We start from the raw sequence: 25061 nt of genomic DNA on the forward strand, positions 1-25061 counted from the left end.
CCCCCTTGGAAGCCCCACATGTTGCCGCTTATTTTTTCATCAAATCGTTCATCTGTGTTTCCATGTTTTGCACCGCTTGCTCGGCTGTTTGCTGCCCTGCGAGTGCTTTGGACACCTCGATCTGGATCACTTCCGAAATTTTTGGATAGATCGGAGTCGTTGGACGAGATACTGCAGCGCTTACGCCATCGACGAAATCTTTGTTGGCAAACAACGGACTGGCTTTTTGAACATCGGCATCTTCGTAGGCTGGCAGGTAGGTTGGTGCGAGCCCACCTTCTACAGCGGATATTTTCTGACCCTCTGGACCTGTCATGAATTTGAGGAATTCCCATGCTTCTTTCGGGTGCTTCGAGAACTTGTTGATTCCGCCCATCCAACCGCCGAGTGCTGCTGCGGAGCCTGCATCGCCTGCTGGCAGTGGAGCGATCCCGACTTGATCAACGATTTTGGACTGGGTCTGATCCTGCGCCAACGCGAACTGGTATGGCCAGTTGCGGATAAAAGGTGCCTGCCCCTCGAGGAATGCGGTGTGTGATTCCGGCTCCATGAATGTGGTGATATTGGTTGGGACGAAATCGGATTTGACGACTTCGATCATTTTTTTCAACCCTTTGATCGTAGCCGGATTGTTGACCGCTACTTTGCCTTGTTCATCCAAAATTTTTCCACCGTACGATGCACTGAACTCGACAAAGTTGCAAACCAATCCTTCATATTGCTTGGCTTGCATCAAGTAGCCGAACTTCGTGCCTCCCTTGCCCTTCGTTGCTTTTGCTTGGGCAATCAGATCATCCCACGTCTTTGGTGCTTCGGCTACGAGATCTTTGCGATAAAACAAGAGACCCGCGTCGATAAACTTTGGCATGGTCCATTGCTGACCGCCAAAGTTCCCGGCATCCATAGCCCCTTTGATATATTTTCCGGTTTCGATCCCGTCCTGTTCCATCAGGCGATCGAGCGGCAGGAGATAACCCGCTTGTGCGAACTCAGCCGGCCAGATAACGTCCAGGTCAAATACATCGATCTCGGAGGATTGCGCACTAAACATTGTCACGTATTGATCATGACTCTGCCCGGAATCGGCAGGCATCTCACGGATTTCTACTTCGATATTCGGATTGGCTTTTTGGAAGGCTTCGACGAGCTTTTTGGTGGAATCCGTCGCGTCTTTCCCACGTGCGTAGACGAGTTTGATTTTTTCGGCTGCGGGTTGTGCTGGCTCTGTCGTGGTAGGTGTCGCTGGCTGTGGGGTCGAATCCGTAGAGGCTTGCTGAGGTGTAGAGGAACATGCTGCCAATGAGAAGGCCATTAATAAGGTAAGTCCAACGGATGTAAGTCTTTTCGCAACTTTCATCTAAGTAACCCCCTATGCTCATGTTAAGAAAACCTAAAAACGGACTGCTTCACCCTTTTGTGCAGATGCGTAGATGGCTTCGATCAATCTGTTGATGTACAAGGCTTGTTCCGGTGTGCAGAGAACCTCTGCCTTCCCTTCGATGGCGTCGATAAAATTACGGAATAAGAGTACGCGTTCTTTTTGAGGCTTTGTCGTTATTTCTGTCGAGGCAGTTACGCCGTTCCACTCGTGGTAAAGCCTGAATTGGTTATCCAATAAACGAAGGGATGCGCCACCCTCTTGTCCATATAGTTGAAGGAAAACGTTTTCCTCTTCGATGTGAGAAGCCCAGCTCGCATCGAGCGTAAGCGACAATCCGTTCTCAAAGGTGATCATCGCCACTGCCATATCTTCCACGTCAAACTTCCCGTTATCATCGATCCTTCCCCACTCTGACAAGCCGCGTTTGTGAGGCCCGAATTGCGCGTACGTTTGCCCGAGGACGGATACAGGCTTTGGATGGTCCAAGAGCCATAAGGTCAAATCGAGCATATGTACGCCGATATCAATCAACGGACCGCCGCCTGCCCATTCTTTTTGCGTAAACCAGCTTCCCCATCCTGGAATCCCATTTCGTCTGACCCATCCGGTCTTGGCGTGATAAATGTTCCCTAGCTTTCCTTCCTTCAGCCATGTTTTGACTTGAAGGGAATCGCTTCGGAATCGGTTGTTTTGTGCTACCATGAGGATTTTGTCTGCTTTCTTCGCAGCTTCGATCATATCTTCTGCTTCCTGGGCATTCATCGCCATCGGCTTTTCGCACAGCAAGTGCTTGCCTGCTGCAAGCGCACTTTTGGTTGCTTCTGCATGCAAGTAGTTCGGGACACAAACAATGATCGCGTCCGTATCAGACTCTTGCAGCATCGTCTCGTATTCGGTGAAAACCTGCGGAATGTCATGCCGCTTCGCCCGATAGGAAGCCATTTCTGCGGAAATATCTGCAATGGCAACTACCTCTGCTCGCGGCTCTTCCTTGATCGCCTCCAAGTGTGCTTCTGTAATCCCCCCTGCACCGATGATTCCGATTTTCCATTTGCGTCGATTCGTCATTTTTTCCCCCTCCTAGACCCACCATAGATTCTGGACTGGTTCTCGCAAGATGACTTGCTGCAAGTTTTGAACAGCGCGCTGAAAGCCTTCCTCAATCGACATGATGGCATCCTCGTGCTCGATGCTCACGACATAATCGTATCCATTCATACGCAGTGCACTCATCATATCTGCCCACGTCTGCTGTGAATGCCCATAGCCTACGGTTCGGAAATACCAAGCACGTTCATGTAAATTGGCGTAGGAATTCATATCCGTCAGCCCGTACATGTTTACCTTTTCCTGGTCGATATACGTGTCTTTGGCATGGAAATGATAGATGGCTTTTTCCTTGCCCAAGATTTTGATCGCAGCTACCGGATCAATCCCTTGCCACCACATGTGACTTGGATCGAAGTTTGCCCCGATTCCCTCGCCTACCTGTTCCCGCAGCTTTAGCAGTGTCCCTGGCGTGTGAACGAGAAAGCCGCCATGCAGCTCCAACGCAACCTTGACATGATGCTCAGTCGCATACGCAGTCCATTCGCGCCAGTACGGGATGAGCTTCTCATTCCATTGCCAATGGAGCACGTCACGATACTCATTAGGCCAAGGAGCAACAGGCCAGCTCGGGTACTTCGCTCCTTCGTGGTCGCCTGCCGTGCCAGAAAAGCAATTGACCACAGGCACCTCCAGCATCTCGGCTAGCTGTACCGTTTTCACAAACGTATCGTGGGACTGCTGCGCAAAGCTTTTGTCTGGTGTCAACGGGTTGCCGTGACAACTGAGTGCGCTGATTATCAATCCCCGATCCTCTACTGCTTTTTTGTACGCTCGTCTTTTTTCTGGACTTTCCAACAGCTCATCCAAATTGCAGTGCGCATTGCCCGGATAGCAGCCTGTTCCGATTTCCACCGCCTCTAAACCTGCTGCCTTCACATGATCCAGCATTTCTTCGAACGTCTTCTCGCTAAAAAGAACGGTAAATACGCCAAGCTTCATATCTCTTCACCCCTTTTGAATGCGTAAACTCGCTTGCTTCTTCTATATGGTAAGACTTGTTGCCTCACTCCAGTAAAGCGCTTACAGTTTGGCGAATCACGAGTTGGTGTGGGACGGTGCTCATTCTCTCTACGGGTTCATTGCGGATTTGTCTGAGTAACTGCTCTGCTGCGGCTTTTCCGTACATGAACGGGTCATTGTGCACGGTGGTGAGCATGGGGCGGGAAAGTGAAGCGAGCTCCAAATTGTCGAAGCCCATGACGGAGATGTCTTCTGGTACACGAATGCCATGGTCGTACAAGTAATTGAGGACGCCAACCGCCATCAGGTCTGTTGCGACAAAAACCGCTGTCGGACGAATTTTCTCCTCACAAATACGGCGCATGGCTTCGTAACCGCTCTTGGCTGTGAATTCTCCTTCCACAACGAATCCTTCATGGATGGGCAAATCATGTGCCCGCATGGCTTTTCGGTAACCGCCCATGCGATCCAGACCGCACGGCGGGTCCCACAGTGGCCCAGATATACACGCGATTTTTGTATGGCCTTGCGAGATGAGGTAGGCGGTAGCATCATAGGAGGCTTGCACATTGTTGACGTTGACAGTCGGAATCTGATAGCCGGGCAAATCGTGGCCGGTAACGACAAGGGGGACCTGAATCTCTTGCAGCGTCTGGATATTGCCCTCCAGGAAATGAATACTCGCGATAATGACACCATCGATTTGTTTTTCTTTGAACAATCGCAAGTACTTCAGCTCTTTGTCAACCACTTCGTCGGATATCGCCAAGAACATGCTGTAGTCGTACTCGCTAATGACGCTGTCGATCCCATAAATGAGATTGGAGTAAAAGTTGTTGGAGATATCGGGAATCATCACCCCGATGATGCGGGTTTCTTTGCTAACCAAGCTCCTGGCAATCGCATTTGGCTGAAAGCCCGTCTCTTGCACAATTTTCAAGACTCTTTCTCGCAGCTCTGGACGGACTGGCTTGGAATTATTCAGCACGCGCGAAACAGTCGCGATGGAAACGTTGGCGAGTTGTGCGATGTCTTTAATGGTTACAGGAATGGTTCTTCACTCACTTTCTATGTAACGGGTAAACGTTTTCCTAATGTGAAAATAACACCCATTTTTCGTTTTGTCAATATTCAGTTAATTATAAACACTGTTGACTTCGCAGGAAAGTTACTAAATAATTTAGTTACTAAATTAATTATACATGAAGGAGGTTTTGTCATGAATGTTTTCCTTACAGGCATAACCGGTTATGTCGGGTCCGTAGTGGCCGAGCATTTTCAGTCCCAGGGGTATCAGGTTGCTGGACTTGTTCGATCGGAAGAGAAAGCGGAGCTGTTGCTCTCGAAAGGATTTACCCCTATTTTTGGCGATCTTGCGGATACCACCCTGTTAACAGAAAGTGTTAAAAATTTCGATGGTGTCATTCATATGGCGATCTCGCACACACCTGATATGGAAAAACTGGACGTTGCAGCGGTTCAGGCAATACTGAAAGGTATGGAAGGCACAGGGAAGCCATTTATTTATACGAGCGGAACGCTGATCTATAACGATACGTACGACAATGTCGTGGATGAGGACTCCCCTCCCCATCCCTTGCCTTTTCTCCAGTGGAAAGTGAACCAGGAGCAGGAGGTGTTAGGAGCTGCCGAGCGCAATATTTGTACAATCGTCATACGTCCAACTCTTGTATACGGTCGCGGAGGTGGACTCGTACAAGCAACGATTCGAAGGACGAAGCTTTCTCAATCAGCCAACTATATCGATGACGGGCAAACGGCATGGTCTACTATCGATGTTGATGACTTGGCGAGACTTTACGAATGCGCTTATTTACGGGCACAGCCAGGCTCATTATTCAATGCAACTTCCAAGGAAATGATTACGACGAAAGAGCTCATGACTTCAATTGCAAAAATAGCTGGGATAGAAAAAGTGGAATCATGGAGCTACGAGGATGCGGCCAAAGCATTAGGCCCAGCCGCTTGGGGGGCGAGCATCAACCAGAGAATATCTGGATTGCGCGCGGAACAACAGCTGCATTGGAGCCCCTCTGCGAACTCGATCCTCAAAGAGCTGGAGGAAGGTTCTTATCAAAACAATAAAAAACCATAGTCCATCTTCGCACTATGGTTGTGATTCATCGCTATCCTGATAGGTATGCAGGAATCTGATTGATTTTGTTAAGAGGCGTATGAGTGCCTGCGCATCATCCGTACCAAGATGCTCATGCAGCTGCTGAAAACGATTAAACAGCTCTTCCTCCCGCGCTGCCACAAAATCAAAGCCCTCTTTCGTAGGGGCTACGAGAATGGAGCGTCGATCCTTGGGTCCCACTGTACGGGTGATAAACCCAAGCTGTTCGAGTGATTGAATGACATGCGTCACAGCTGCTGATGTTATTTTCAACTGCTTGCCTAGCTCGGAAACTCTGATGCCGTTCGTTCCTGGTGGACTTACGTAGGTCAAGTGAACAAGCAAATTCAATTCGCTCTGACGGAGATCTTTTGAAGGACTGAAAACATGTCCGATCCGCTTTAACTGACCAAATACGAGAGCCAGCTCTTTCGTCGTATGATCTATCGTAGCATCCGAGTTTGTATGGTCTGTACTCATCCGTTTAGACTCCCATTCTTTGATGGTATCAATCGATTATTTACGAAAGGAAATGAGATTGTCAAGAATGAGAGTCCACTTACCACTCGAAAAAGCACCGTATGCCAAGGTCTGAACTCCGGCATACGGTGTTAATCCTACCTACTCTGTTCTGGGAAGCAGAACTGCATCTTGCTAAACGATCTGCGCAATTCGATCACCTTTGGCTGGACAACCTCGGGCTTTTCCCTGCCTGACAACACGCTTACAATCAGCTCTGCAATCATGTCCATCTCTTGCTCCTTCATGCCAAAGCGAGTGACTTCTGTCGTCCCGATACGCAGACCGCTTGGGAAGTCCCAATCCTCTGGCCCGTCGCCTGGAATCAAATTTTTGTTCGTGATGATGTTCGCTTCTGCCAATCGCTTCCCTACCTCGTAACCACCGCCAAACTCTTTTACGTCCAATATCACTTGGTGTGTACGGGTATAGCCTTTGTGCGCGCAAAGCACCCGAATTCCCCGTTCATCGAATGCTTTTCCCAGTGCTTGTGCATTCGTCACAATTTGTGCCATGTATTCCTTGCCAAACGCCAAAAACTCTGCCGCCGCCGCTGCTAGTGCCGCTACCCGGTTGACTTGATGTGTCGCGGCAAGAGCTGGGAAAATGGCATCTGTAATCGGTACCGACAGTTCCGGGTCATTCCAGACGATGATGCCGCTTTGTGGGCCACTAAACGTTTTTCCAGCAGAGCCGGTCATCACACATGCCCCTTCACGTAACGGGTCCTGAAATTGACCGCCGCCAATCAACCCCAACTGGTGTGCGCCATCAAAATAAATGCGCCCGCCCCATTCTTTCACGATCTCAGCCATTTCCTTCAGCGGGAATGGAAATAAAGTCATGGACGCACCTAGGGTAACGAGCTTTGGCCTAACTTGCCGTGCGACTTTGGCGAACTCGTCCAGATCAACGGTAAGCTCAACGGGGTCCATTGGCACATCGACAATTTGCAAACCGCGAATGCCAGCAGGCCCGTCCACCCGATTGCTGGAATGCCCCCCAAACGGTTGCGCAATCGTCATAATCGTATCGCCCGGTTGCGTTAACGCCGCGTAGACCGTCATGTTCCCGATCATGCTCGCTACCAAGCGATGGTCAGCAAAATTGGCTTGGAATACTTTTTTCAACAACTCGACACATAACGCTTCGATTTCATCGATATATTTCGTGCCTGCGAACCATCTCTGCGTGCTGCCGATATGTCCTTCCGCAGCGCGAGTACCTACCTCAGAAGCGAGCAGTTGCCGTACGATGGGCGTGGTGGGTGCTTCGGGTGCGAGCAAATTCAAGCATTCCTCGCCTCTCCAAATCGCATTGCGGTTGACAGCATTCACGATCTCTTGCTGAATCAGACGGTGGGACGGACTCTCTTCAATAATGGATCGCGCCCATTGCAGAACACGTGAATCATGTACTTCCCCCTTCATTTCAACCGTACTCATGCCATTACCCCCTATTCATCTTTGGAATGGTCCGTAAGCAATCTGCCAAGGTTGATCCAGTTTTCTTCCATCAAAGAAGAGGCAAGCTGACTGTTGTTGTCTCGAATCGCTTCGATGATTCTGCGGTGCTGTTCTACTGATTCCACCCCTTCTAAGGAACCGAACCGAGCAAATTCCAAACGCCGAATTTTTGGTACAACCCGCTCAAGTGCCAGGTAGATTTCACGATTGCCCGCAGCCTCGAGGATCACCTCGTGAAAGCCGTCATCTGCTTCAATCGCTTTGATCACATCTTGCTGTTCGAGTGCTTCCTGCAGCTTTTCATTCCACTGCTCCAGACTACGGATGCCCTCCGATTCAAATGGCATCGCCAATCGTGCTGCCAACGCGTGCAAGGCCGCAACAACCGGAAAAGCGTGCTTCGCCTCCTTTTCATGTAAGGGTGTTACCCGTGTTAGAGAGCCCGGAACGGATTCAATAAGACCTTCGTCCTCCAACCGTTTGAGCGCTTCTCTCACAGGTGTTCGACTCACGCCAAATAAAGCCGCCAGCTCGTTGTCGTTGACTCGTTGTCCTGGCTTTAGCTCTAGCATGACGATCGCTTTCTTCAAGCCTTGGTATACCTGTTCGCGTAATGAGGGCCGTTCGATTTGTTTGATTAGGTTTGTATCCATAAAACCAATATATTGGTTTTATTTATTTCTGTCAATTTCAAATATTTAGATAACAGTAGATAACGGTTTGGTTGGAATTTGCTTTAGGCTTGAGTGAATACACTTAACTATCTCATTTTCCGCTTGGCTCAGGACTGAATGTAGGAGGGAAAAACGTGGAGACGCTGTTGATCAAAAGCTTTACCGAGCTTGATAATGTGCGGCTAGAGGAAGCTGCCAACGTTTTCATCGATAGCTATCCCGAGATGATGACTCTTTTATCGCGGGATCGAGCTGTTCTCGTTGATTTTATGAAACCTTCATTCGCCACCGAGCTCTATTACGCTGCTCTATGGAACGGGAAAGTCATAGGCATTATGGCATACTCAACGATGGCTCAACGTCCTCTCTGCTTTGATAAAAAGCGCATGCAGAAAGCATTTGGTACCTTCAAGGGGTGGGTGTATTATTGCTTTTTTTCCTGGCACTTCCATTCTCCACTTGCTGTGCACCTTGATGAATGTTTTATTGAATCCGTAGCTACGTCACCCGAATCACGTGGAAAAGGAGTAGCTACTGCACTACTGAACTATTTTTTTGAGCATTTACCATATCGCGACTTCCACCTTGAAGTGGTAGATACGAATACCAACGCGATACGCCTCTATCAAAAGCACGGATTTACGATTGTGAAGTCGAAGAAGCAACGACTTTTTCGGAAACAAGCTGGCTTTAATGAGACATACACGATGAAGAAGATGCTGCTAACCAAATAATGGTCAGCCAAAAAATCTATAATCCGAATGCTCTCTCTATCACTTCACAAAGTTGTCTAGTCTTCTTCCGCATGCGTGATTTTGCAAAACCAATGATTTCGCTTTCCGTAATTTTGCCTTTGTAATAATCATAAAGCAGTCCCTTCGATATCTCGGCCTGTTTGGCTACATCGTCGATTGAGGTCGCGTGGTAGCCTTTTTTTATGAAGAGCGTCAACGTTGGTTTATGATCGGCACCTGTAATCACGATCACCCTGTGCTCTGGCAAAGAATGCATTCCCATACAAAACAAAAAGCCCTAATCACCATGATCAGGACTTACCTCTACACGTCAGACACAGAACAATCATGCTTCTGACTGAATGCGCTTCGCCTCTCCATACAGCACTTGAATGAACTTTTTCATATTGATCCGAATATCCGAACTCGGCGATGCGGCATTGCTCTTTAACTCCGCCATCTTCTTCCACACATACGTAAAATCAAAAAACTGCGAAGCGTAATTCTCGAACTTCCAATTCGAAAGGTCCGCAAGCCCAAGAGACGCCAAATGATTCAGCGACTGATAGATCGCTCGGCGGACTCTCTGCTCAGAAGCTTTGACAACCTTGGCGATTTGTGGATCGTCCACAGCTACTCCGAGCCTGTCCTGTGCTACTGCCACAAAGATCTCTTTCAGGGCAGGAAATCCATTTTTAAACGTATGCGTTTGCTCGTATCCATGCAAGAAGTCCAAAATATCAAGCAAATCGTTGCTTCCATTGTCTCCCGCGATACCCAATTCCGTTAACAGGAACTGCCCCGCCTCGCGAAGTGGTTTGCCCTGTGACGGACGAAGTTGTCCGGAAGGCTGCTGGTCCACTTGCATGACGGCATTCAGCGATTTGTGAATGTCCCGTATCGAACGCTCGAGGCGAATTTTCTCGATCACTTTTTGGAGGATCGTAACGACTTCAATCTTATTTACAGGCTTGATAATGTAGTATTCGCTTCCAAGGGCGTAAGCTTGGGCGATTAAATCTTTCGTTTCTGCCTGAGAAATCATGACGATCTTTCCTGTGAATGTCGGCTTCACTTGGCGAATCGTCTCAATCCCATCCCGGTTGGGCATGAACAAATCGATCAGCAAAATATCTACGTTGCGTGCGGTTAACGTATGACCGTCTACCAACGAGCCGTCAGATGCTTCCCCAACGACTTCGCCCAGATTCTCGTCTTCTATGATTTCCGTCAACATGAGGCGAACAGCATCATCGTCATCTACTAAATAAAACAGCATCTTCTCACTCTTTCTTCGTTATCGGATCAATTGGTAGTCGCATGAGAAATGTTGTCCCCTTGCCATCTACTCCATCCTGTAAGGAAATTTCCCCTTGCCATTGTTCCACCAATTGTTGTACATAAGACAGTCCGATCCCTGTAGAGGGGTTGCCGGTTTGATCGTATTTCGTAGTAAAGCCAGGCTTGAACAGCAAAGCCTTTCGCCGTGGAGGTACTCCCGGTCCGTCATCGTTGATTCTGATTTCCACAAGATCGCCTATCCGATCAATTTCGATGGAAATGGCTCCTGTTTGCTGGATGGCTTCTACAGCATTTGCCACCAGATTATTGATCAGGGAAAGCATCATGAATACATGGTAGAGCGGATGTGTCCCCGTAATGGAAGCTGTGATTTGTATATCCTTCTCCAACAAAGTTGCATACTTCATATTGCTTCGTTTGATAATGTCCACGAGCTGATGGATATCCATGTAATCCGTGATGCTTTCATCGGATATCAGCTTGTGAAGTCCTGCAAAAATGCGTTGGTTATCCTTTTTAATCTCGTGAACCTCGCCTGCGACAATCAATGCTTTCTTGGCAAAGCTCTCTACCTTTGTAGCCACCTGTTTCTTATGAAGCTCCTGTAAGCCCTGGTATAGCTCGAATGACTTCATACTAATACTCTCGGCATTTTGCAGTGTTTTTTTCAGATGAATCGACTCCTCATACAAGGTGGAAATCAGCATAAGGATGTGTTCGTTCTGTTTTCTTGTCTGTTGCTCTCGCGACTGTGCTTCGTACAGCTTCATCATGTTGAGAAAACTAATCACGATAAAGCTGTGGGAAAGAGCGATGACGAGCATCTCTTGCACTGCTCCCCATGTGAGGACGGTATCCAGCAGGACATGTTGCGAGAGAACCTCAATGAGATCAGCCAATACCTCGATGACCATTCCCATCAATCCAACCAAAATCGTCCTGTTGTGAAAACGACGCATTCCGGTTAAATAAAACAGAACAGAATAAGTGAAATAAAAGAAAAAGCTAGAATAATGCGCTTGGAGAGAAGCCTCCCATGCTGTATGATTCCCGGCGATGAGGTCAATCACAATCCGAAAGCATACGACTGTAATCCCCGTTAAAAAGCCAGCGAAAACAGATGGAATTCTTTGGAACAGTAATAAAAAGAAGAAAAAGGTAGGAGCTCCAAAGCTAATTCGAAACGTCTCATTGACGGGATAAAATTTCAACTCCCCTGCCAAAGGGACCGTAATAAGCATGAGCGCCAATATATACCAATCTCGTTTTACTTGTGTCTGTGCACGCACACCTTTCACTTCCCATGTTGTTTCTAGATGCCCCTATCTATTTTTACCGAGGATATGCTTGTAGGACAAGTCTCAAAAAAAAAATGGGAAACTCACATGAAACAATCTGTGAGTTTTTGTTTTATTTTGTAGGGTGGTTGTAAAGTGTTCATTATATGTATTTTCGCGAAGCATGGAAGCGCTTTCTCTCCTCTTCGCGTAAGAGCAATGTATTCGATTTTTGGGGGGACAGGCGTTGATTCAACAGGTTTTACTCGTGGATGAATTACAGCAATGGGTGGAACAATATCGTTCCAAGGCATCTGAAGGAAAATGTGCCAGTTATATCCCTGCTTTGTACAGAACAGATCCGAATCAGTTAGGCATTTGTATCATCGAGCCTACAGGAAAAATGCACACGGCGGGTGACTGGGATGTCCCTTTCACAATGCAAAGTATTTCCAAAGTAATCAGTTTTATTGCTGCTTGCTGCTACCATGGTATCCCTTACGTGTTGGATCGGGTAGATGTAGAACCGACTGGAGATGCATTCAATTCCATTATCCGTCTGGAAATGAACAAGCCAGGTAAGCCTTTTAATCCGATGATCAATGCGGGAGCGATTACGACCTCTTCACTTCTCCCTGGTCAAACACCGGATCATAAACTGCGCTACTTGTATGCATTTTTCAGTAAAATTACTGGTGTTACGCCAATGGTGAACGAGGAAGTGTTTCTTTCCGAATGGGAAAACTCTCACAGAAACCGGGCACTCGCCCATTATTTAAAGGATACGGGCTATCTGGCCTGTGAAGTGGAAGAGGCATTGGAGGTTTATCTCACCCAATGCTCGATTGAGGTAACCACCGAACAAATCGCCTTGATCGGTCTCCTTTTGGCACTCGATGGCTACCATCCGATGCGCAACGAACAGGTTCTCCCGAAAGATGTCGTCCGTTTAGCCAAAGCACTGATGCTCACCTGCGGCATGTACGATGCATCGGGCAAATTCGCCGCGAATGTTGGCTTGCCAGCAAAAAGTGGCGTCTCTGGCGGAATCATGACACTGGTTCCTCCTAACCGCAAACCACATTCACCGTTTCAAGATGGCTGTGGAATCGGTATTTTTGGTCCTTCCATTGATGGTTGTGGAAACAGTGTAGCGGGCGTTTCTTTGTTAAAACATATGGCTCAGGAATGGGATGTAACGATTTTTTAGAGAATACTAAGGAAAAATTTATAACTAAATTCGAGGTGACACGATGCAACAATTCCTACTGGATGTAACAGCTTCCATAAACGATTTTTTGTGGTCCTATATTATCATTGTCATGCTAATCGCGTTAGGCTTGTTCTTTACCTTCCGTGGTAAATTTTTGCAAGTACGTATGTTGCCGGACATGATCCGTTCCATTAAAGAAGGAAGAGCGAAAGACGATGGAGGCATCTCCCCTTTCCAAGCTTTCGCTATTAGTATGGCCGCTCGTGTCGGCACAGGGAACATTACGGGGATTGCCATTGCGATCGCATTAGGTGGTCCTGGCGCCGTTTTCTGGATGTGGGTCATTGCGATTATCGGTTCGGCATCCAGTTTTGTTGAGAGTACGCTCGCTCAGATTTATAAAATCAAGGATAAGAACGGTTTTCGTGGCGGTCCGGCTTATTACATGGAAAAAGGGCTGAACAAACGTTGGATGGGCGCCTTGTTTGCTATCCTTATCACCCTATCGTTTGGTCTCGTATTTAATGCCGTGCAATCCAACACGATTACGATTGCTTTTGAAAATTCGTTTGGGACAGATCGTTTGATACTTGGTATCATCATGACGATCGCATTTGCAGCTATCATCTTTGGTGGTGTGAAACGCATTGCGAAAATGTCTGAGTACATCGTAATTGTATTAGCTGTATTGTACATCGGAATGGCCCTGTTTATTGTGATGATGAACATTTCCGAGATGCCTGCATTGATCGCGTTGATCGTGAAAAACGCGTTTGGGTTCGAGCAATTCGCTGGTGGTACCCTGGGTGCAGCCCTGATGCACGGCATCAAGCGTGGATTGTTCTCGAACGAAGCTGGTATGGGTAGTGCGCCAAATGCTGCGGCTACAGCAACGACAAGCCATCCAGTGAAGCAAGGTCTGATTCAAGCATTCGGTGTTCTATTCGATACCCTCGTGATTTGTACAAGCACAGCTTTCATCATTTTGCTGTCCGGCGCCTACACGCAACAAGGATTGAGTGGCATTGAGCTGTCCCAAGCAGCACTGAGCATTCATATCGGTTCTTGGGCTTCTGGCTTCCTTGCCATTATGGTGTTCCTGTTCGCCTTCAGTACATTAATCGGGAACTACTATTACGGCGAGACCAACATCGAGTTTTTAAAGACAAGCAAAGCATGGCTATTGCTGTATCGTTTAAGTGTACTCGCTATGGTGTTGTTCGGATCAGTGGCAAAGGTACAGCTCGTATGGGATTTGGCCGATTTGTTCATGGGCTTCATGGTCATTGTCAACCTGATTGCGATTGCCATGTTATCGAAAATCGCGTATGCTGCGCTACATGATTATTTGGTACAGAAAAAAGCAGGAAAAGATCCTGTGTTCTACAAGGACAGTATTGAAGGTCTCGATAATATTGAAGCCTGGGATGCTACTCCTTCCTCCAACAAATAGCTCAACGAATAAAAACGAGAAGCCTGTGTGGTAGCGGCTTCTCGTTTTTTATTTACAAGCGCGGATCGATTTCTTTTTCCTTCGCCACTTCAAAGAGCATCGTTGCGACTACTTTTTGATACTCCGTATTTTCTGGAGAAATGTCATCGAATTTGAAACCAAGCATCCGCTCACCCAGCCTGTGCTCCTGCATCGAAGTCTTGAGCTTTTGCGCAATATTTTTCTGCTTGAAAAGCTTGCGGTACTTGTGTGGGAAACGATAGTCGTAGCCATAAATAATCGACAAGTACTCCGGATTGCGTACCTTCATGGCAGGCACGACCTTCTGATGGATGAACTCTGGCTTGATCACGATGCCTTCCATCTTGTTTTCCAGTGTGATCGTGGAAAAGTAACGAGCCGCTTGTTCATACGCATTCGGCTCAGACAAATCGATGGCAAGAAAATGATCGTCATTTACGAAGTGATACATCTCGGATGTTTTCCAATCGGGCAATTGCTCGTCCCCATTCAAATAGACGGCTTTTAGAATAGTAAAAGGCTTGTAGGCAAGCTCCCCTTCTCCTGCATAGAGCTCAAGCTGTTTTTGGTAAATGTGATAGGCCTCCACATGCTTGTCGACAGAAACGTAACTCTCTTTGATTTCTCGCAAGTACTTATAGTTTTGATACAAGCTCGAGCCGAATTTTTCCGTGAGGGCACTCTTTGGTAGGTGGAACTGGTCTTTTTCGAAGCCGCTCTCGTCATAGTTGCGAATGAGCTGGTGAAGCGCCTCTTCAAAACCATTTTCCTGCAAAAATGCAAATTCACTCCGCAACGCGGATTCAATTGGTTTGAACTGCTTTTCGATCAAGCCCTTCCCTATTGCACTCCACGGCAACAATTCGCCATCCAAGATGAGCATCGCGATTTCATTCTGCTCCATGTATTCGCGAAATCTTGCATATAGCTTGTCATAAATCGGTGTCAAATCAACCTGATTGATGGCATAACCGTTTCTGCTGATCGCAAAGCATTTGTCGCGATCATGATGGAGATAGAGATTGCATCTCGAACCCATGTACTTCGGCTGCAACACGACTTGATGAATGCCTCGATTCGCGAAATAGTCCAGCCCCGCATTCAACGACTCCAGTTCCTGAGTCGCCTCATCCTTATCCGCCGGAGGCATCGTTCCAGAAATAAAATTGACCTTATTTTGCGAGCAGTAACGGAGTCGACGGAGTTCTTCCTCTTCCAAATCTCCCATGGATACTTGTTTTTCTTCATGGAACAAGATCGGCAGCTCCTCTGTCATTACCCGATGCTCAGACTGAAACGACTTGAAAAACGGCTTGTGTGAGATCACGACAGAGGTCAAAGCATTTCCGTGCACACAGCCGGTATCGAGATGGAGCTTGTTCTTTAAGCGAAACGTTTTTTGTGCCGCGATATGTCCAAAAATATGGTATGGATGGTTACTGACCGCTTCAACCGTTAAAAATGCGAGTTGCTCTTCCAATGAAGCTGTTCGGTCTATCCGAAAATTGCGTTGGCGCCGCATCGAATTCGCATCAAGCTTCCCAATATACTTCTTTTTGCAGGGAGCGTGTGTTACATAATAGGACGGGCCAGTCAGTGCGTTAGATCGATAAAACGGCTGAGCCAGCGCATACAGGTGATTGAACATCTCTGTTAATTCAGCGTCTTTTTCCAGGACGTGTGTGGAATCAAAATAAGTATCCAGTAGCTGCGGGTCTACTCCTTTTAGTTCCTTGCGCAAGTACTTGTAGACAAAATTTTCGTGATTCCCTCGAACAAACAAGAAATGCTGTTGATTCTCGTATAGAAACTCGATGATCTCCCTGGTTTGCGCTCCTTTGTCGATCCAGTCCCCTGCTACGATGATTTTGGTATGCTGCACCTTGTCAGTCGAGATGAGACGATTTTCCTCAAGCTTGAATCCGTAGTTTTGCAGGAGACCTTTTAATTCGCGGACGCATTCGTGAATGTCTCCGATGATGATGTATGTTTGATCTTTGGGAAGGATCGTAGCCAGATAGGCTTCCTTATTTTCGATCACGACCTCATAACGAGGATTTGCCGCCCCATCTGCTAGTGAGTAAAAATCTTTGTGCCGTATCCGGTGAATGTTGTGGTATCCTTCTTTGGATAACGCCCGGAGCACTTCTTGCTTCAACCGGAGAATATGGTTCGTAATCAGTTTTTTTGACCGCTCGGATGCGTAGTAATCTTCCCGATTGCGATAATCAAAGAGGATCACTTCCAGGCGGTAATTGTTCTCTGCTGCAATTTCGCGGACCTTCGAGCGGAAGTCTTCTGCTAGCCCTGTAGTATCGACGACCACGAATTCGGCGTTGATCGGAAACGAAGTCACCAAGCGCAGCTTTTCAAACAGGAGCTGAAATGCCTGTTCGCTGGCTTCCAGCATCACCTGATCGTACTTGTCGTAATCATGGCCCAGCAGCTCCTGGCGAATGCTGTCCGAGGAAATGTATTGGACATTTGCTTTTACATTTTTTTGTTCATCTTCAAAAGAAAGCCTCGGCATGAGTACTTCCTGGGCAAAAGTCGTTTTCCCACATTCGGTGGGACCGACGAGCATAAAAATCGTGTGAACCTGTGTCTGTATCAGCATCGTTACGCCCCCTTTCTCTGAAGAATGACGCCTTGTGTGGTGTGGATGTCGTTCACGCCGTCACCAATGGACACAAACTGCCCCTGTACCCCGGCTTCTTCCATGATCTCGGTCATCCATGCCTGGAACTCTTCTTGTCCCATTTCCCATTTATGATCGTCGTGGCGATAGCCTTCCAGCTCATAGAACTGATTAAAATCCGAGTTCGGTGTCGTAATGATCAAATGATCAAAATCCAATCGGCTGCAGATTTGCTTGATGAGGGCTCTCGCTTCCTCTTTGCTCATATGCTCAATGACCTCAGTCAAAATGACATCGACCTGCTCGCCGTTGTAATCCTGTAAAAACTGATCAAGCGAGCGGAACAAAATCAGATTCGAGATTTCTTTTTCCTCGGCCCTGCGTCTGACTAATCCCAATGATTGTTCATCGATATCAATGGCATAGTAATACTGCGGCAGCCTGGTAGCGAACGGGATTGCATAAAAACCTTCCCCACATCCGATATCTACAATCGATTTGGTAAAAGGAAGCTTACTCGCGATGTAATTCCTTCTCTGCAAACCGGTGCTGCCATATTCCAAATGAATGGGGTAGCGATTCGTCTTTTCGATCTCGGTCTTGTACTTGCGATAGCGCTCTCTGGTTGTCAGGAAGTTGCGTGCAAACAGGCTTCGTATGTAAAAAGGCGCGTCGATGACATGGATGCTTTTGATGTATTTATCCAGAATGTTATCGGAAATATCCATGTACTCTTTTCCAAACATACTCAAGAAAAGGCAGAGTACGCTCACGACGTGGAGAAGCTGATGCAGACTCGTTCTGGTTGTGATGGTCAAAGCGTAGCTTTTATCGGCGTGGTGTTTGAGTTCAAAGGTGAAGTCCTTGAGGTGCTTCTCAAAAAATGTCAGATAAAGCAGCCGTTCGATGTGAATCATGTTGATGAAAAAAACATGCTCATACCCTTCTGCATCCCGCTCATCGTGTTGCTTCATCGGAGCGGAAAAAAATTCACTGATCGCATTTAACGGAAACAAGGGTGTATTGTACCGGGAAACATTCAAATATTCAAAATGCTCCTGTTCGGACTGTTTGTAGGAAACCTCATTATCTGCATCTTTAAAGTAAACGTTATATGTATCTGTATTGGAAAACCACCCGTAAGCGATGCCTTTTCGAATGGATCGTAAACTCAGTCCGGAATTCGGATTTTTCTTGATCATGTACGAAAAATCCGGGTTCTCTGATCGCAGCTGAACAATGGCCATGCGTTTTCTCACCTCTGGAAAAGAAGAATGAATACCTACTGACAATATTCGCCTTTCCATCTCATGCTGAACAGGGTAAAAGTATTACGACCTTTCCATTAACAGAAGTATTTGATTCAACATGCTGTTCTTGGTATAGTGAAATCCGCGATAACAAACCAGCGGGAGGTGCGTCAGATGCCTTATTACAAGCCGATTGAGATCGCTCGCGAGCTACATATTAGCACGAGTGCTTTGCGCCATTATGAATCATGGGGAGTCGTTCCTGCTCCTGATCGTGCAGCCAATGGTTATCGACTTTATACAGAAATCCATCTTGCCTATTTTCGTTGCCTGCGCGCCATGTTTCCCGGCTTTGGGGTCGCTGTCACCTGTGAAGTCCTTCGATCGATTCAAAAAGCGGATATGAATACTGCCTTTTGGTTGGTGAATAAAGAACAGGCCAACCTCCAACAGGAGAAGGTAGCAGCAGACCAAACACTCGAACTATTGGAAAATCTCGATCTCCCTTTGCCTCCAAACAAAAAATGGAGAAGCCGCATGACGATTGGTGAGGTCGCTGCTTACACAGGCGTCACAACGTCTGCCATTCGCCACTGGGAAAAAGAAGGCTTGCTGGTACTGCCACGAGATCCTGAGAATGGCTACCGCCAGTTCAATCCAGTGGATATACGAAAAATTTTGCTTATCCGCACCTTACGCAATACGGTGTATTTTTTAGCGAACATGAAAGAAATTGTACAAGCAGTAGAAAATCAAAGTATTGTGCAGGCCAAAAAAGTGACGGCAGATGCCATCAGAAGCATTCACGATCGGAATCGTCATCAAATGTACGGAGTTAGGCGGTTGGTTGAATTGTGTGAGGTACTGAAGCTCGTTTGACAGCGAGCAACTAGCCATAAAAAAAGGACGAGCTAAGATCGCTCATCCTCTGTTGCATCATTTATTTCTTTTCTACGGCATGTCCGCCAAACTCATTGCGCAAGGCTGCCACCACTTTTCCGTGGAACGTATCCTCGTCCAACGAACGGTAACGCATCAGCAAGGACATCGCAATCACGGGTGTGGCTGCCTGTAGATCCAGCGCTGTTTCCAGCGTCCATTTTCCTTCTCCGGAAGAATGCATGACCCCACGGATTTCATCGAGCTTGGCGTCTTTTCGAAAAGCTCGCTCTGTCAAGTCCATCAGCCAGCCTCGAATGACGGAACCATTTGCCCACACGCGTGCGACTTCAGCAAAATCGTAGTTATACTGGCTTTTCGCAAGTACCTCAAAGCCTTCCCCGATCGCCTGCATCATGCCGTACTCGATCCCGTTATGAATCATTTTCAAGAAGTGGCCGCTGCCCGCTTCCCCAGCGTACAAATACCCGTTTTCAACGTTAATGTCGCGAATCATCGGCTCGATATGAGTGAATGCTTCCCGATCGCCACCAATCATCATACATGCTCCGTGGCGCGCTCCCTCCATGCCTCCGCTCGTTCCTGCATCCATGAAGTGAATGCCCTTCTCCTTTAAGCGAGCATAGCGATCTAACGATTGCTTGTAATGAGAGTTGCCACCGTCAATGACGATATCTCCTGCAGCAAGCAAGGCAGAGAGTTGATCAACCAATTGATCCACAATCTCTCCTGCCGGTACCATCAGCCATACTACGCGAGGGGTCGGCAGCTTCGCCACAGCGTCCTCCACTGAAAATGCTGGAATCGCGCCTTCATGACTCAACTCTTCTGCACGCGTAGAATCTACATCATAGGCTACGACTTCATGCTGATGCGAGAGCAAATTAAGCGTCAGATTGTACCCCATTTTTCCTAATCCGAGGATCGCAAGTTTCATATCGTGAACGTCACTCCTTTTTGGATCATATCCGTTACCACGTATTATAAGACAAAAATTTTCATCTTTCATCAAAAATGAAGAAAATTTTTTCGAACCTATGAAAAGGAGTTTGATTTTCCTTATACTATCAGTACAGATTCACAATGGAACGTTAGGAGGTACTTATTGATGAACGCTTCCACCCCGCATGCTCCTCGGGTGCTCACACAATTACGCGCCATCTACACGCAACTAAGCGGGAAAGAACAACAGATCGCCGACTATATTTTGGAGCATGCCAGTGAAATTATTCACTTCTCTATCACGGAGCTAGCCGACCAATGCCAGTGTGCGGATGCTACTGTTTTTCGTCTGTGTCGCAGGCTTGGATTTCGCGGCTACCAAGCATTCAAGATCGCGTTGGCGAGTGAAGTCACGAATCCTAAGCAAACGATTCACCAAGAAATCAATCTCGACGACGATGACGTCAGTGCGATTGCTGAAAAAATTTTCACAGCGAATATCGAGACGATTCGGGATACGCAGCAGATTATCAATAAAGATGAGTTAATGAAAATCGTCTCCTGTTTGGAAAACGCAAGCCGGATCGAGTTTTATGGCTCGGGAGGCTCAGCCGTCATCGCACAGGATGCGTACCACAAATTTATGCGGACAGGCATCCCTTGTCTCTATCATTCTGATGCTCACTATCAAGTAATGTCCGCCTCTCTGCTTGCCGAAGGTGCTGTCGTCGTAGGCATCTCCCACTCTGGCTCCAATAAAGATATTTTGGCAGCCCTGCAGGTTGCCAAGGAAGCCGGAGCAAAAACAATCGGCATCACGAGCTATGGGAAATCTCCAATCGTGCGTCTCGCAGACATGTGCTTGTACACGACTTCACGCGAAACGGTATTTCGCACAGAAGCTCTGTCGTCCAGGCTTGCTCAGCTCAGCTTAATTGATCTGCTCTATGTAGCCGTATCCTTACGTCGGCAGGATGATACGATTGCCAATATCCAGCACATTCGCGAAGCCATCTCACTCAAACGCCTGTAAATCAGGCGTTTTTTCTTTTGCTCGCCTCCTCTTGCAACTTGCAGGAGAAAAATGCAAATCATACAAGCATCGCGAGAAGTGTTCAATAATGAAATAATTTTTTTCTTAATGCTTAACAAATGAAAAAAATTTCGATATAATCGCGTTATCTCCATGACAACACGTTGAAAGCGTATTCAATTAGGGGTGACATCTATGACGCAAACCTACTTTATTGGACTTGATATCGGAACAACCAGTACCAAAGCCATTGTTTTTACTCCTTCCGGCGCCATCCGCGGTACGGGTAATATCGATTATCAGCTACTCGTTCCCCAGCCGTCTTGGGCTGAACAAGAGCCGGAGACGATTTTTGCTGCTGTCATCCAGGCTTTGAAACAAGCACTGGAACATGCAGGCATTGCCAAAAGCGAAATCGGTGGTATTGGCTTCTCTACTGCCATGCACAGTCTGATCGCTGTCGATCCGAGTGGCAATCCCCTGACGAACAGCATCATTTGGGCTGACAATCGAAGCGTGGCACAAGCAGATCGACTGAAAGCAGACGGTGTCGGTCATCAGATTTACTTAGCGACGGGCACTCCCATCCATCCCATGTCTCCACTGCCCAAAATCATGTGGCTCCGGGAGAACTTGCCAGATACGTTTCGCCGGGCAGCCAAGTTTATTTCGATCAAGGAGTATGTCATTTATCGGCTTTTTGGTGAGTATATCGTCGATTACTCTATCGCTTCTGCTACAGGGCTGTTCAATCTGAGAAAGCTTGACTGGGATGAGGAGGCGCTGCGAGTCGCAGGCATTTCCAAACAACATCTCAGTGAACCTGTACCGACTACTCATATCCTGCGAGGAATGAAGATTCGTTATGCGGAAGAGATCGGGATCGATCCAGATACGCCCTTTGTTGTCGGTGCCAGCGATGGCGTTTTGGCAAACCTCGGCATCGGAGCCATTGATCACGGACAAGTTGCCATCACCATTGGCACGAGTGGCGCTGTTCGAACAGTCGTGCCAGAGCCGATCACCGATCCAAAAGGACGAACTTTCTGCTACGTGCTGACGGAAAACCATTGGGTCATTGGCGGACCATCGAACAACGGTGGGATCATGCTTCGCTGGTTCCGTGACGAATTCAGCTGGCCCGAAGTGGAAAAAGCCAAACAGCTCGGCGTTGATCCCTATGAAGTCATGATCCAAGCTGCTGAGCATGTTCGAGCTGGTGCAGACGGGTTGCTCTTTCTCCCCTTCTTGTCCGGCGAACGAGCTCCGTACTGGAACGCGCAAGCAAGAGGCTCCTTCTTCGGTATCGGCCTCCATCACAAACGCGAGCATTTTATCCGAGCTGTTCTCGAAGGAATCTTGTTTAGCGTATACAGCATCGGTATCGCCCTGCGCGATCTGGCAGGTGGAGCCAAGGAAATTCGTGCATCGGGTGGTTTTGCCCGCTCGCGGGAATGGCGCCAGATAATGTCCGACATGTTCGGCTATGAGGTTCTGATTCCTGAGAGTCATGAAAGCTCGAGCTTTGGTGCCGCTCTCTTGGCGATGCATGCATTGGGGGCAATGGATCATTTGCAAGATGTGAAAAAGATGATTCATATTTCCCATCGCCATGAGCCTGATTTGGAACGATCCAGTGTCTATTTGGAGCTTTTCTATATATACGAGCGTGTTTATTACAACCTGCTGGAAGAGTACAAGCTGATAGCCGAATTCCAAAAGAGGTTGAACAACTAGAGACAACAACTAGGGAGGGTTCATCATGCCACTCGTCATTACACTGCTGTCCATCATCTTCCTGCTCGTTCTCATTACTCGCTTCAAATTGAACCCATTTATCGCACTGTTATTGGCCGCTGGATTTGTGGGAATCGCATCCGGCATGCCGCTTGTCAAAGTTGTGGATTCAATCAAGGATGGGATGGGTGGCACTCTCGGCTTTATCGCGATCGTGCTTGCCTTGGGAACTATGCTTGGCAAAATGATGGCAGAATCTGGCGGTGCCGAACGCATTGCCCGTACTCTCATCAACCGCTTCGGTGAGAAAAACGTACACTGGGCCATGATGTTTGTAGCGTTTATCGTAGGAATTCCGGTATTTTTCCAGGTTGGTTTTGTTCTCTTGATTCCACTCGTGTTTACGATTGCCAGACAAACAGGTGTCTCCCTTGTCAAAATTGGAATTCCGCTCGTAGCCGGTCTTTCCATCGTTCACGGGATCGTTCCGCCACACCCTGCTGCTATGGCTGCTGTCGATCTGTTCCAAGCGGACGTGGGTAAAACAATTTTGCTTTCGATCATTGTCGCGCTGCCTTCCGCGATCATTGCCGGACCGATCTACGGCAGTTGGATTAGCAAACGTGTCAAGACCAGCATCTCTCCAGAGCTGGCTTCCCAGTTGGCGGAGCCTAAATCCGAGCGTGATTTGCCTGGCTTTGGAATCACTGTCTTCACCGTCCTGCTCCCTGTGCTGTTGATGTTGTCTGCAACGGTTGCGGATGTGACTCTGCCAAAAGAACATACGATTCGCCAATGGGCTGATTTTATCGGAAGCCCAATTACGTCCCTATTGATTGCCGTGATTGTTTCCTTCTGGACGCTCGGGTTCAACCGTGGTTTTACCAAAGACGATATTCTCAAATTCACAAATGATTGCTTGGCCCCAACCGCGACAATCTTGCTCGTCATCGGCGCAGGTGGCGCATTTAACAAAGTACTGCTGAACAGTGGTGTGGGTGACTATATTGCCGAGCTTGCTACTGCATCTGCGATCTCCCCTATTTTCCTGGGCTGGCTGATCGCGGCCTTGATCCGTGTGGCGACTGGCTCTGCGACCGTCTCTATGATGACGGCAGCCGGTATCGTAGGTCCGATCGCGATGCAAATCCCTGGAACCAGCCCAGAGCTTTTGGTACTGGCAACAGGTTCAGGCTCGCTGATTCTGTCTCACGTAAATGATTCCGGATTCTGGTTGATCAAGGAATACTTCAATATGTCTGTGCAAGATACACTGAAAACATGGACAATGATGGAAACCATTCTTTCTGTTGTGGCAATCATCTTGATCATGGGACTGTCCTATATCGTGTAACACGAAATGAAAAACAGGTCTTTCCATCCACATCGCTGGAGGGAAGACCTGTTTGTTTGACTAGCTGGGTAACTCGCTACTTCATTCGCTTGGCAATCGGATGATCTTCATTCAGCTCTAGCAAATCCCACAGGTTGCCATATAAATCCTGAAAGACCGCCACCATTCCATACGGCTGTTCTTTTGGCTCTCTCACAAAGTGGATTCCTCTTGCGACCATCTCATGATAATCTCGCCAAAAGTCGTCTGTGTTTAAAAAGAGAAAAACTCTCCCGCCAGCCTGATTCCCGATAAATCGCTCTTGCTCAGGTTTGGATGCTTTTGCAAGCAAGATCGTAGTTCCGACCGAACCAGGTGGAGATACGACAACCCATCGCTTATCCTGTTCTGGCTGATACGTATCTTCCACTAAGGTAAAGTTGAGCTTCTTGGTGTAAAACTCAATAGCTTCATCATAATCTTTGATGACTAAAGCGATATGAACGATGGATTGAATCATGATCTCAATACCTCCAGACTTCAAGGTTATTTTTGGAATGAAATGAATGGTTTGGGGCAACCTATGCCTTGGGGCTGCACGTTTGATATAGCAGAGCTTCCCAACACTAATCGAGGGAGTGACAATCTTGGCTACTGACAACGAACGCAATGACAACAATGCTGTTGACAACGTAGAAGCAAACCTGACAGGCAATGGAGCTGCTGAAGCTGTAGGAACAGTTGGCGGTGCGGCAGTAGGTGCTGCTGTAGGTTCTATTTTAGGCCCGCTCGGCACCATTGCAGGCGCTGTTGCCGGGGGTGCACTTGGCAACGAAATGGGAGAGAATGTGGCGGCTGATGGCAATGACACGTGGGATGTTGCGAATAATGTTGTGAATAATGTTGTGAATAATGATGCCGATAGAGACCGAACAGAATAAAACAAGCTTCTTCTAGGTTTGAAAAACAGGGTGCAGGGGC

The 25061-nt window shown here is 47.5% G+C and carries 22 protein-coding genes and 1 pseudogene; 9 read left to right on the forward strand and 14 right to left on the reverse strand.

The window, feature by feature from the left end; all coding sequences use genetic code 11:
* Positions 1–28: 28 nt before the first annotated feature.
* From EL268_RS15610 to EL268_RS15625, 4 genes are all read right to left on the reverse strand, one after another.
* Positions 29–1357, reverse strand: a complete 1329-nt coding sequence (locus EL268_RS15610) for an ABC transporter substrate-binding protein (protein ID WP_106655187.1) — start codon at positions 1355–1357, stop codon at positions 29–31.
* Between the two features lie 33 nt (positions 1358–1390).
* On the reverse strand, positions 1391–2449 hold the full coding sequence (locus tag EL268_RS15615) for a Gfo/Idh/MocA family protein (protein WP_106655186.1): 1059 nt from the start codon (positions 2447–2449) through the stop codon (positions 1391–1393).
* A 12-nt stretch (positions 2450–2461) separates the two neighbouring features.
* On the reverse strand, positions 2462–3430 hold the full coding sequence (locus EL268_RS15620) for a sugar phosphate isomerase/epimerase family protein (protein WP_106655185.1): 969 nt from the start codon (positions 3428–3430) through the stop codon (positions 2462–2464).
* A gap of 64 nt (positions 3431–3494) precedes the next feature.
* Entirely contained in the window at positions 3495–4502 is a 1008-nt protein-coding gene (locus tag EL268_RS15625) for a LacI family DNA-binding transcriptional regulator (protein ID WP_307724113.1), read from the reverse strand.
* A gap of 168 nt (positions 4503–4670) precedes the next feature.
* Here EL268_RS15625 and EL268_RS15630 point away from each other — a divergent pair, with 168 nt between their 5' ends.
* Positions 4671–5567, forward strand: a complete 897-nt coding sequence (locus EL268_RS15630) for an NAD-dependent epimerase/dehydratase family protein (protein WP_106655183.1) — start codon at positions 4671–4673, stop codon at positions 5565–5567.
* Between the two features lie 12 nt (positions 5568–5579).
* Here EL268_RS15630 and EL268_RS15635 read toward each other — a convergent pair whose 3' ends face one another.
* From EL268_RS15635 to EL268_RS15645, 3 genes are all read right to left on the reverse strand, one after another.
* Entirely contained in the window at positions 5580–6068 is a 489-nt protein-coding gene (locus EL268_RS15635; RefSeq protein WP_106655182.1) for a MarR family winged helix-turn-helix transcriptional regulator, read from the reverse strand.
* 137 nt (positions 6069–6205) lie between these two features.
* Complete coding sequence (locus tag EL268_RS15640; RefSeq protein ID WP_106655181.1) at positions 6206–7552, reverse strand: serine hydroxymethyltransferase; 1347 nt, start codon at positions 7550–7552, stop codon at positions 6206–6208.
* An 11-nt stretch (positions 7553–7563) separates the two neighbouring features.
* A complete protein-coding gene (locus EL268_RS15645; RefSeq protein WP_106655180.1) occupies positions 7564–8226 on the reverse strand; it encodes a GntR family transcriptional regulator in 663 nt (220 codons plus the stop codon).
* 155 nt (positions 8227–8381) lie between these two features.
* Between EL268_RS15645 and EL268_RS15650 the strand changes: the two genes are divergently transcribed.
* Positions 8382–8981, forward strand: a complete 600-nt coding sequence (locus EL268_RS15650; RefSeq protein ID WP_106655179.1) for a GNAT family N-acetyltransferase — start codon at positions 8382–8384, stop codon at positions 8979–8981.
* A 112-nt stretch (positions 8982–9093) separates the two neighbouring features.
* On the opposite strand, the pseudogene EL268_RS15655 reads toward EL268_RS15650, so the two are convergent.
* The 3 genes and pseudogenes from EL268_RS15655 to EL268_RS15665 all read right to left on the reverse strand — a co-directional run.
* A pseudogene (locus EL268_RS15655) lies at positions 9094–9258 on the reverse strand (TetR/AcrR family transcriptional regulator); the annotation flags it as partial.
* A 69-nt stretch (positions 9259–9327) separates the two neighbouring features.
* Positions 9328–10260, reverse strand: coding sequence for a response regulator (locus EL268_RS15660; RefSeq protein WP_106655178.1), 933 nt, complete (start codon positions 10258–10260; stop codon positions 9328–9330).
* A gap of 4 nt (positions 10261–10264) precedes the next feature.
* Positions 10265–11524 carry an ATP-binding protein gene (locus EL268_RS15665; protein ID WP_115984380.1) on the reverse strand — a complete coding sequence of 420 codons (1260 nt, stop codon included), beginning with the start codon at positions 11522–11524 and terminating at the stop codon, positions 10265–10267.
* 268 nt (positions 11525–11792) lie between these two features.
* On the opposite strand from EL268_RS15665, the gene EL268_RS15670 reads away from it, so the two are divergent.
* A complete protein-coding gene (locus EL268_RS15670; RefSeq protein ID WP_106655176.1) occupies positions 11793–12770 on the forward strand; it encodes a glutaminase in 978 nt (325 codons plus the stop codon).
* 43 nt (positions 12771–12813) lie between these two features.
* A complete protein-coding gene (locus EL268_RS15675) occupies positions 12814–14226 on the forward strand; it encodes an alanine/glycine:cation symporter family protein (RefSeq protein WP_106655175.1) in 1413 nt (470 codons plus the stop codon).
* Positions 14227–14278: 52 nt separating this feature from the next.
* Here EL268_RS15675 and EL268_RS15680 read toward each other — a convergent pair whose 3' ends face one another.
* Positions 14279–16864 carry a metallophosphoesterase gene (locus EL268_RS15680; protein ID WP_106655174.1) on the reverse strand — a complete coding sequence of 862 codons (2586 nt, stop codon included), beginning with the start codon at positions 16862–16864 and terminating at the stop codon, positions 14279–14281.
* Positions 16865–16866: 2 nt separating this feature from the next.
* Complete coding sequence (locus EL268_RS15685) at positions 16867–18132, reverse strand: class I SAM-dependent methyltransferase (RefSeq protein WP_106655173.1); 1266 nt, start codon at positions 18130–18132, stop codon at positions 16867–16869.
* Positions 18133–18309: 177 nt separating this feature from the next.
* Between EL268_RS15685 and EL268_RS15690 the strand changes: the two genes are divergently transcribed.
* Positions 18310–19014 (forward strand): MerR family transcriptional regulator, encoded by a 705-nt coding sequence (locus EL268_RS15690; RefSeq protein WP_106655172.1) that lies wholly within the window; start codon positions 18310–18312, stop codon positions 19012–19014.
* 61 nt (positions 19015–19075) lie between these two features.
* On the opposite strand, the gene gnd is transcribed toward EL268_RS15690, so the two are convergent.
* Entirely contained in the window at positions 19076–19972 is an 897-nt protein-coding gene (gnd, locus tag EL268_RS15695) for a phosphogluconate dehydrogenase (NAD(+)-dependent, decarboxylating) (protein WP_106655171.1), read from the reverse strand.
* A 171-nt stretch (positions 19973–20143) separates the two neighbouring features.
* Between gnd and EL268_RS15700 the strand changes: the two genes are divergently transcribed.
* The 3 genes from EL268_RS15700 to EL268_RS15710 all read left to right on the forward strand — a co-directional run bounded on the left by EL268_RS15700 (position 20144) and on the right by EL268_RS15710 (position 24101).
* On the forward strand, positions 20144–21010 hold the full coding sequence (locus EL268_RS15700; RefSeq protein ID WP_106655170.1) for a MurR/RpiR family transcriptional regulator: 867 nt from the start codon (positions 20144–20146) through the stop codon (positions 21008–21010).
* A 195-nt stretch (positions 21011–21205) separates the two neighbouring features.
* A complete protein-coding gene (gene gntK, locus EL268_RS15705) occupies positions 21206–22747 on the forward strand; it encodes a gluconokinase (protein WP_106655169.1) in 1542 nt (513 codons plus the stop codon).
* Between the two features lie 25 nt (positions 22748–22772).
* On the forward strand, positions 22773–24101 hold the full coding sequence (locus tag EL268_RS15710; protein ID WP_106655168.1) for a GntP family permease: 1329 nt from the start codon (positions 22773–22775) through the stop codon (positions 24099–24101).
* Between the two features lie 76 nt (positions 24102–24177).
* Here the strand turns inward: EL268_RS15710 and EL268_RS15715 are convergent, their stop codons facing one another.
* Positions 24178–24600, reverse strand: a complete 423-nt coding sequence (locus tag EL268_RS15715) for a VOC family protein (RefSeq protein WP_106655167.1) — start codon at positions 24598–24600, stop codon at positions 24178–24180.
* A 118-nt stretch (positions 24601–24718) separates the two neighbouring features.
* Between EL268_RS15715 and EL268_RS15720 the strand changes: the two genes are divergently transcribed.
* Complete coding sequence (locus EL268_RS15720) at positions 24719–25021, forward strand: glycine zipper domain-containing protein (RefSeq protein WP_371863596.1); 303 nt, start codon at positions 24719–24721, stop codon at positions 25019–25021.
* Positions 25022–25061: the final 40 nt, after the last annotated feature.

It is taken from the genome of Brevibacillus brevis (assembly GCF_900637055.1).
GTDB lineage: Bacteria > Bacillota > Bacilli > Brevibacillales > Brevibacillaceae > Brevibacillus > Brevibacillus brevis.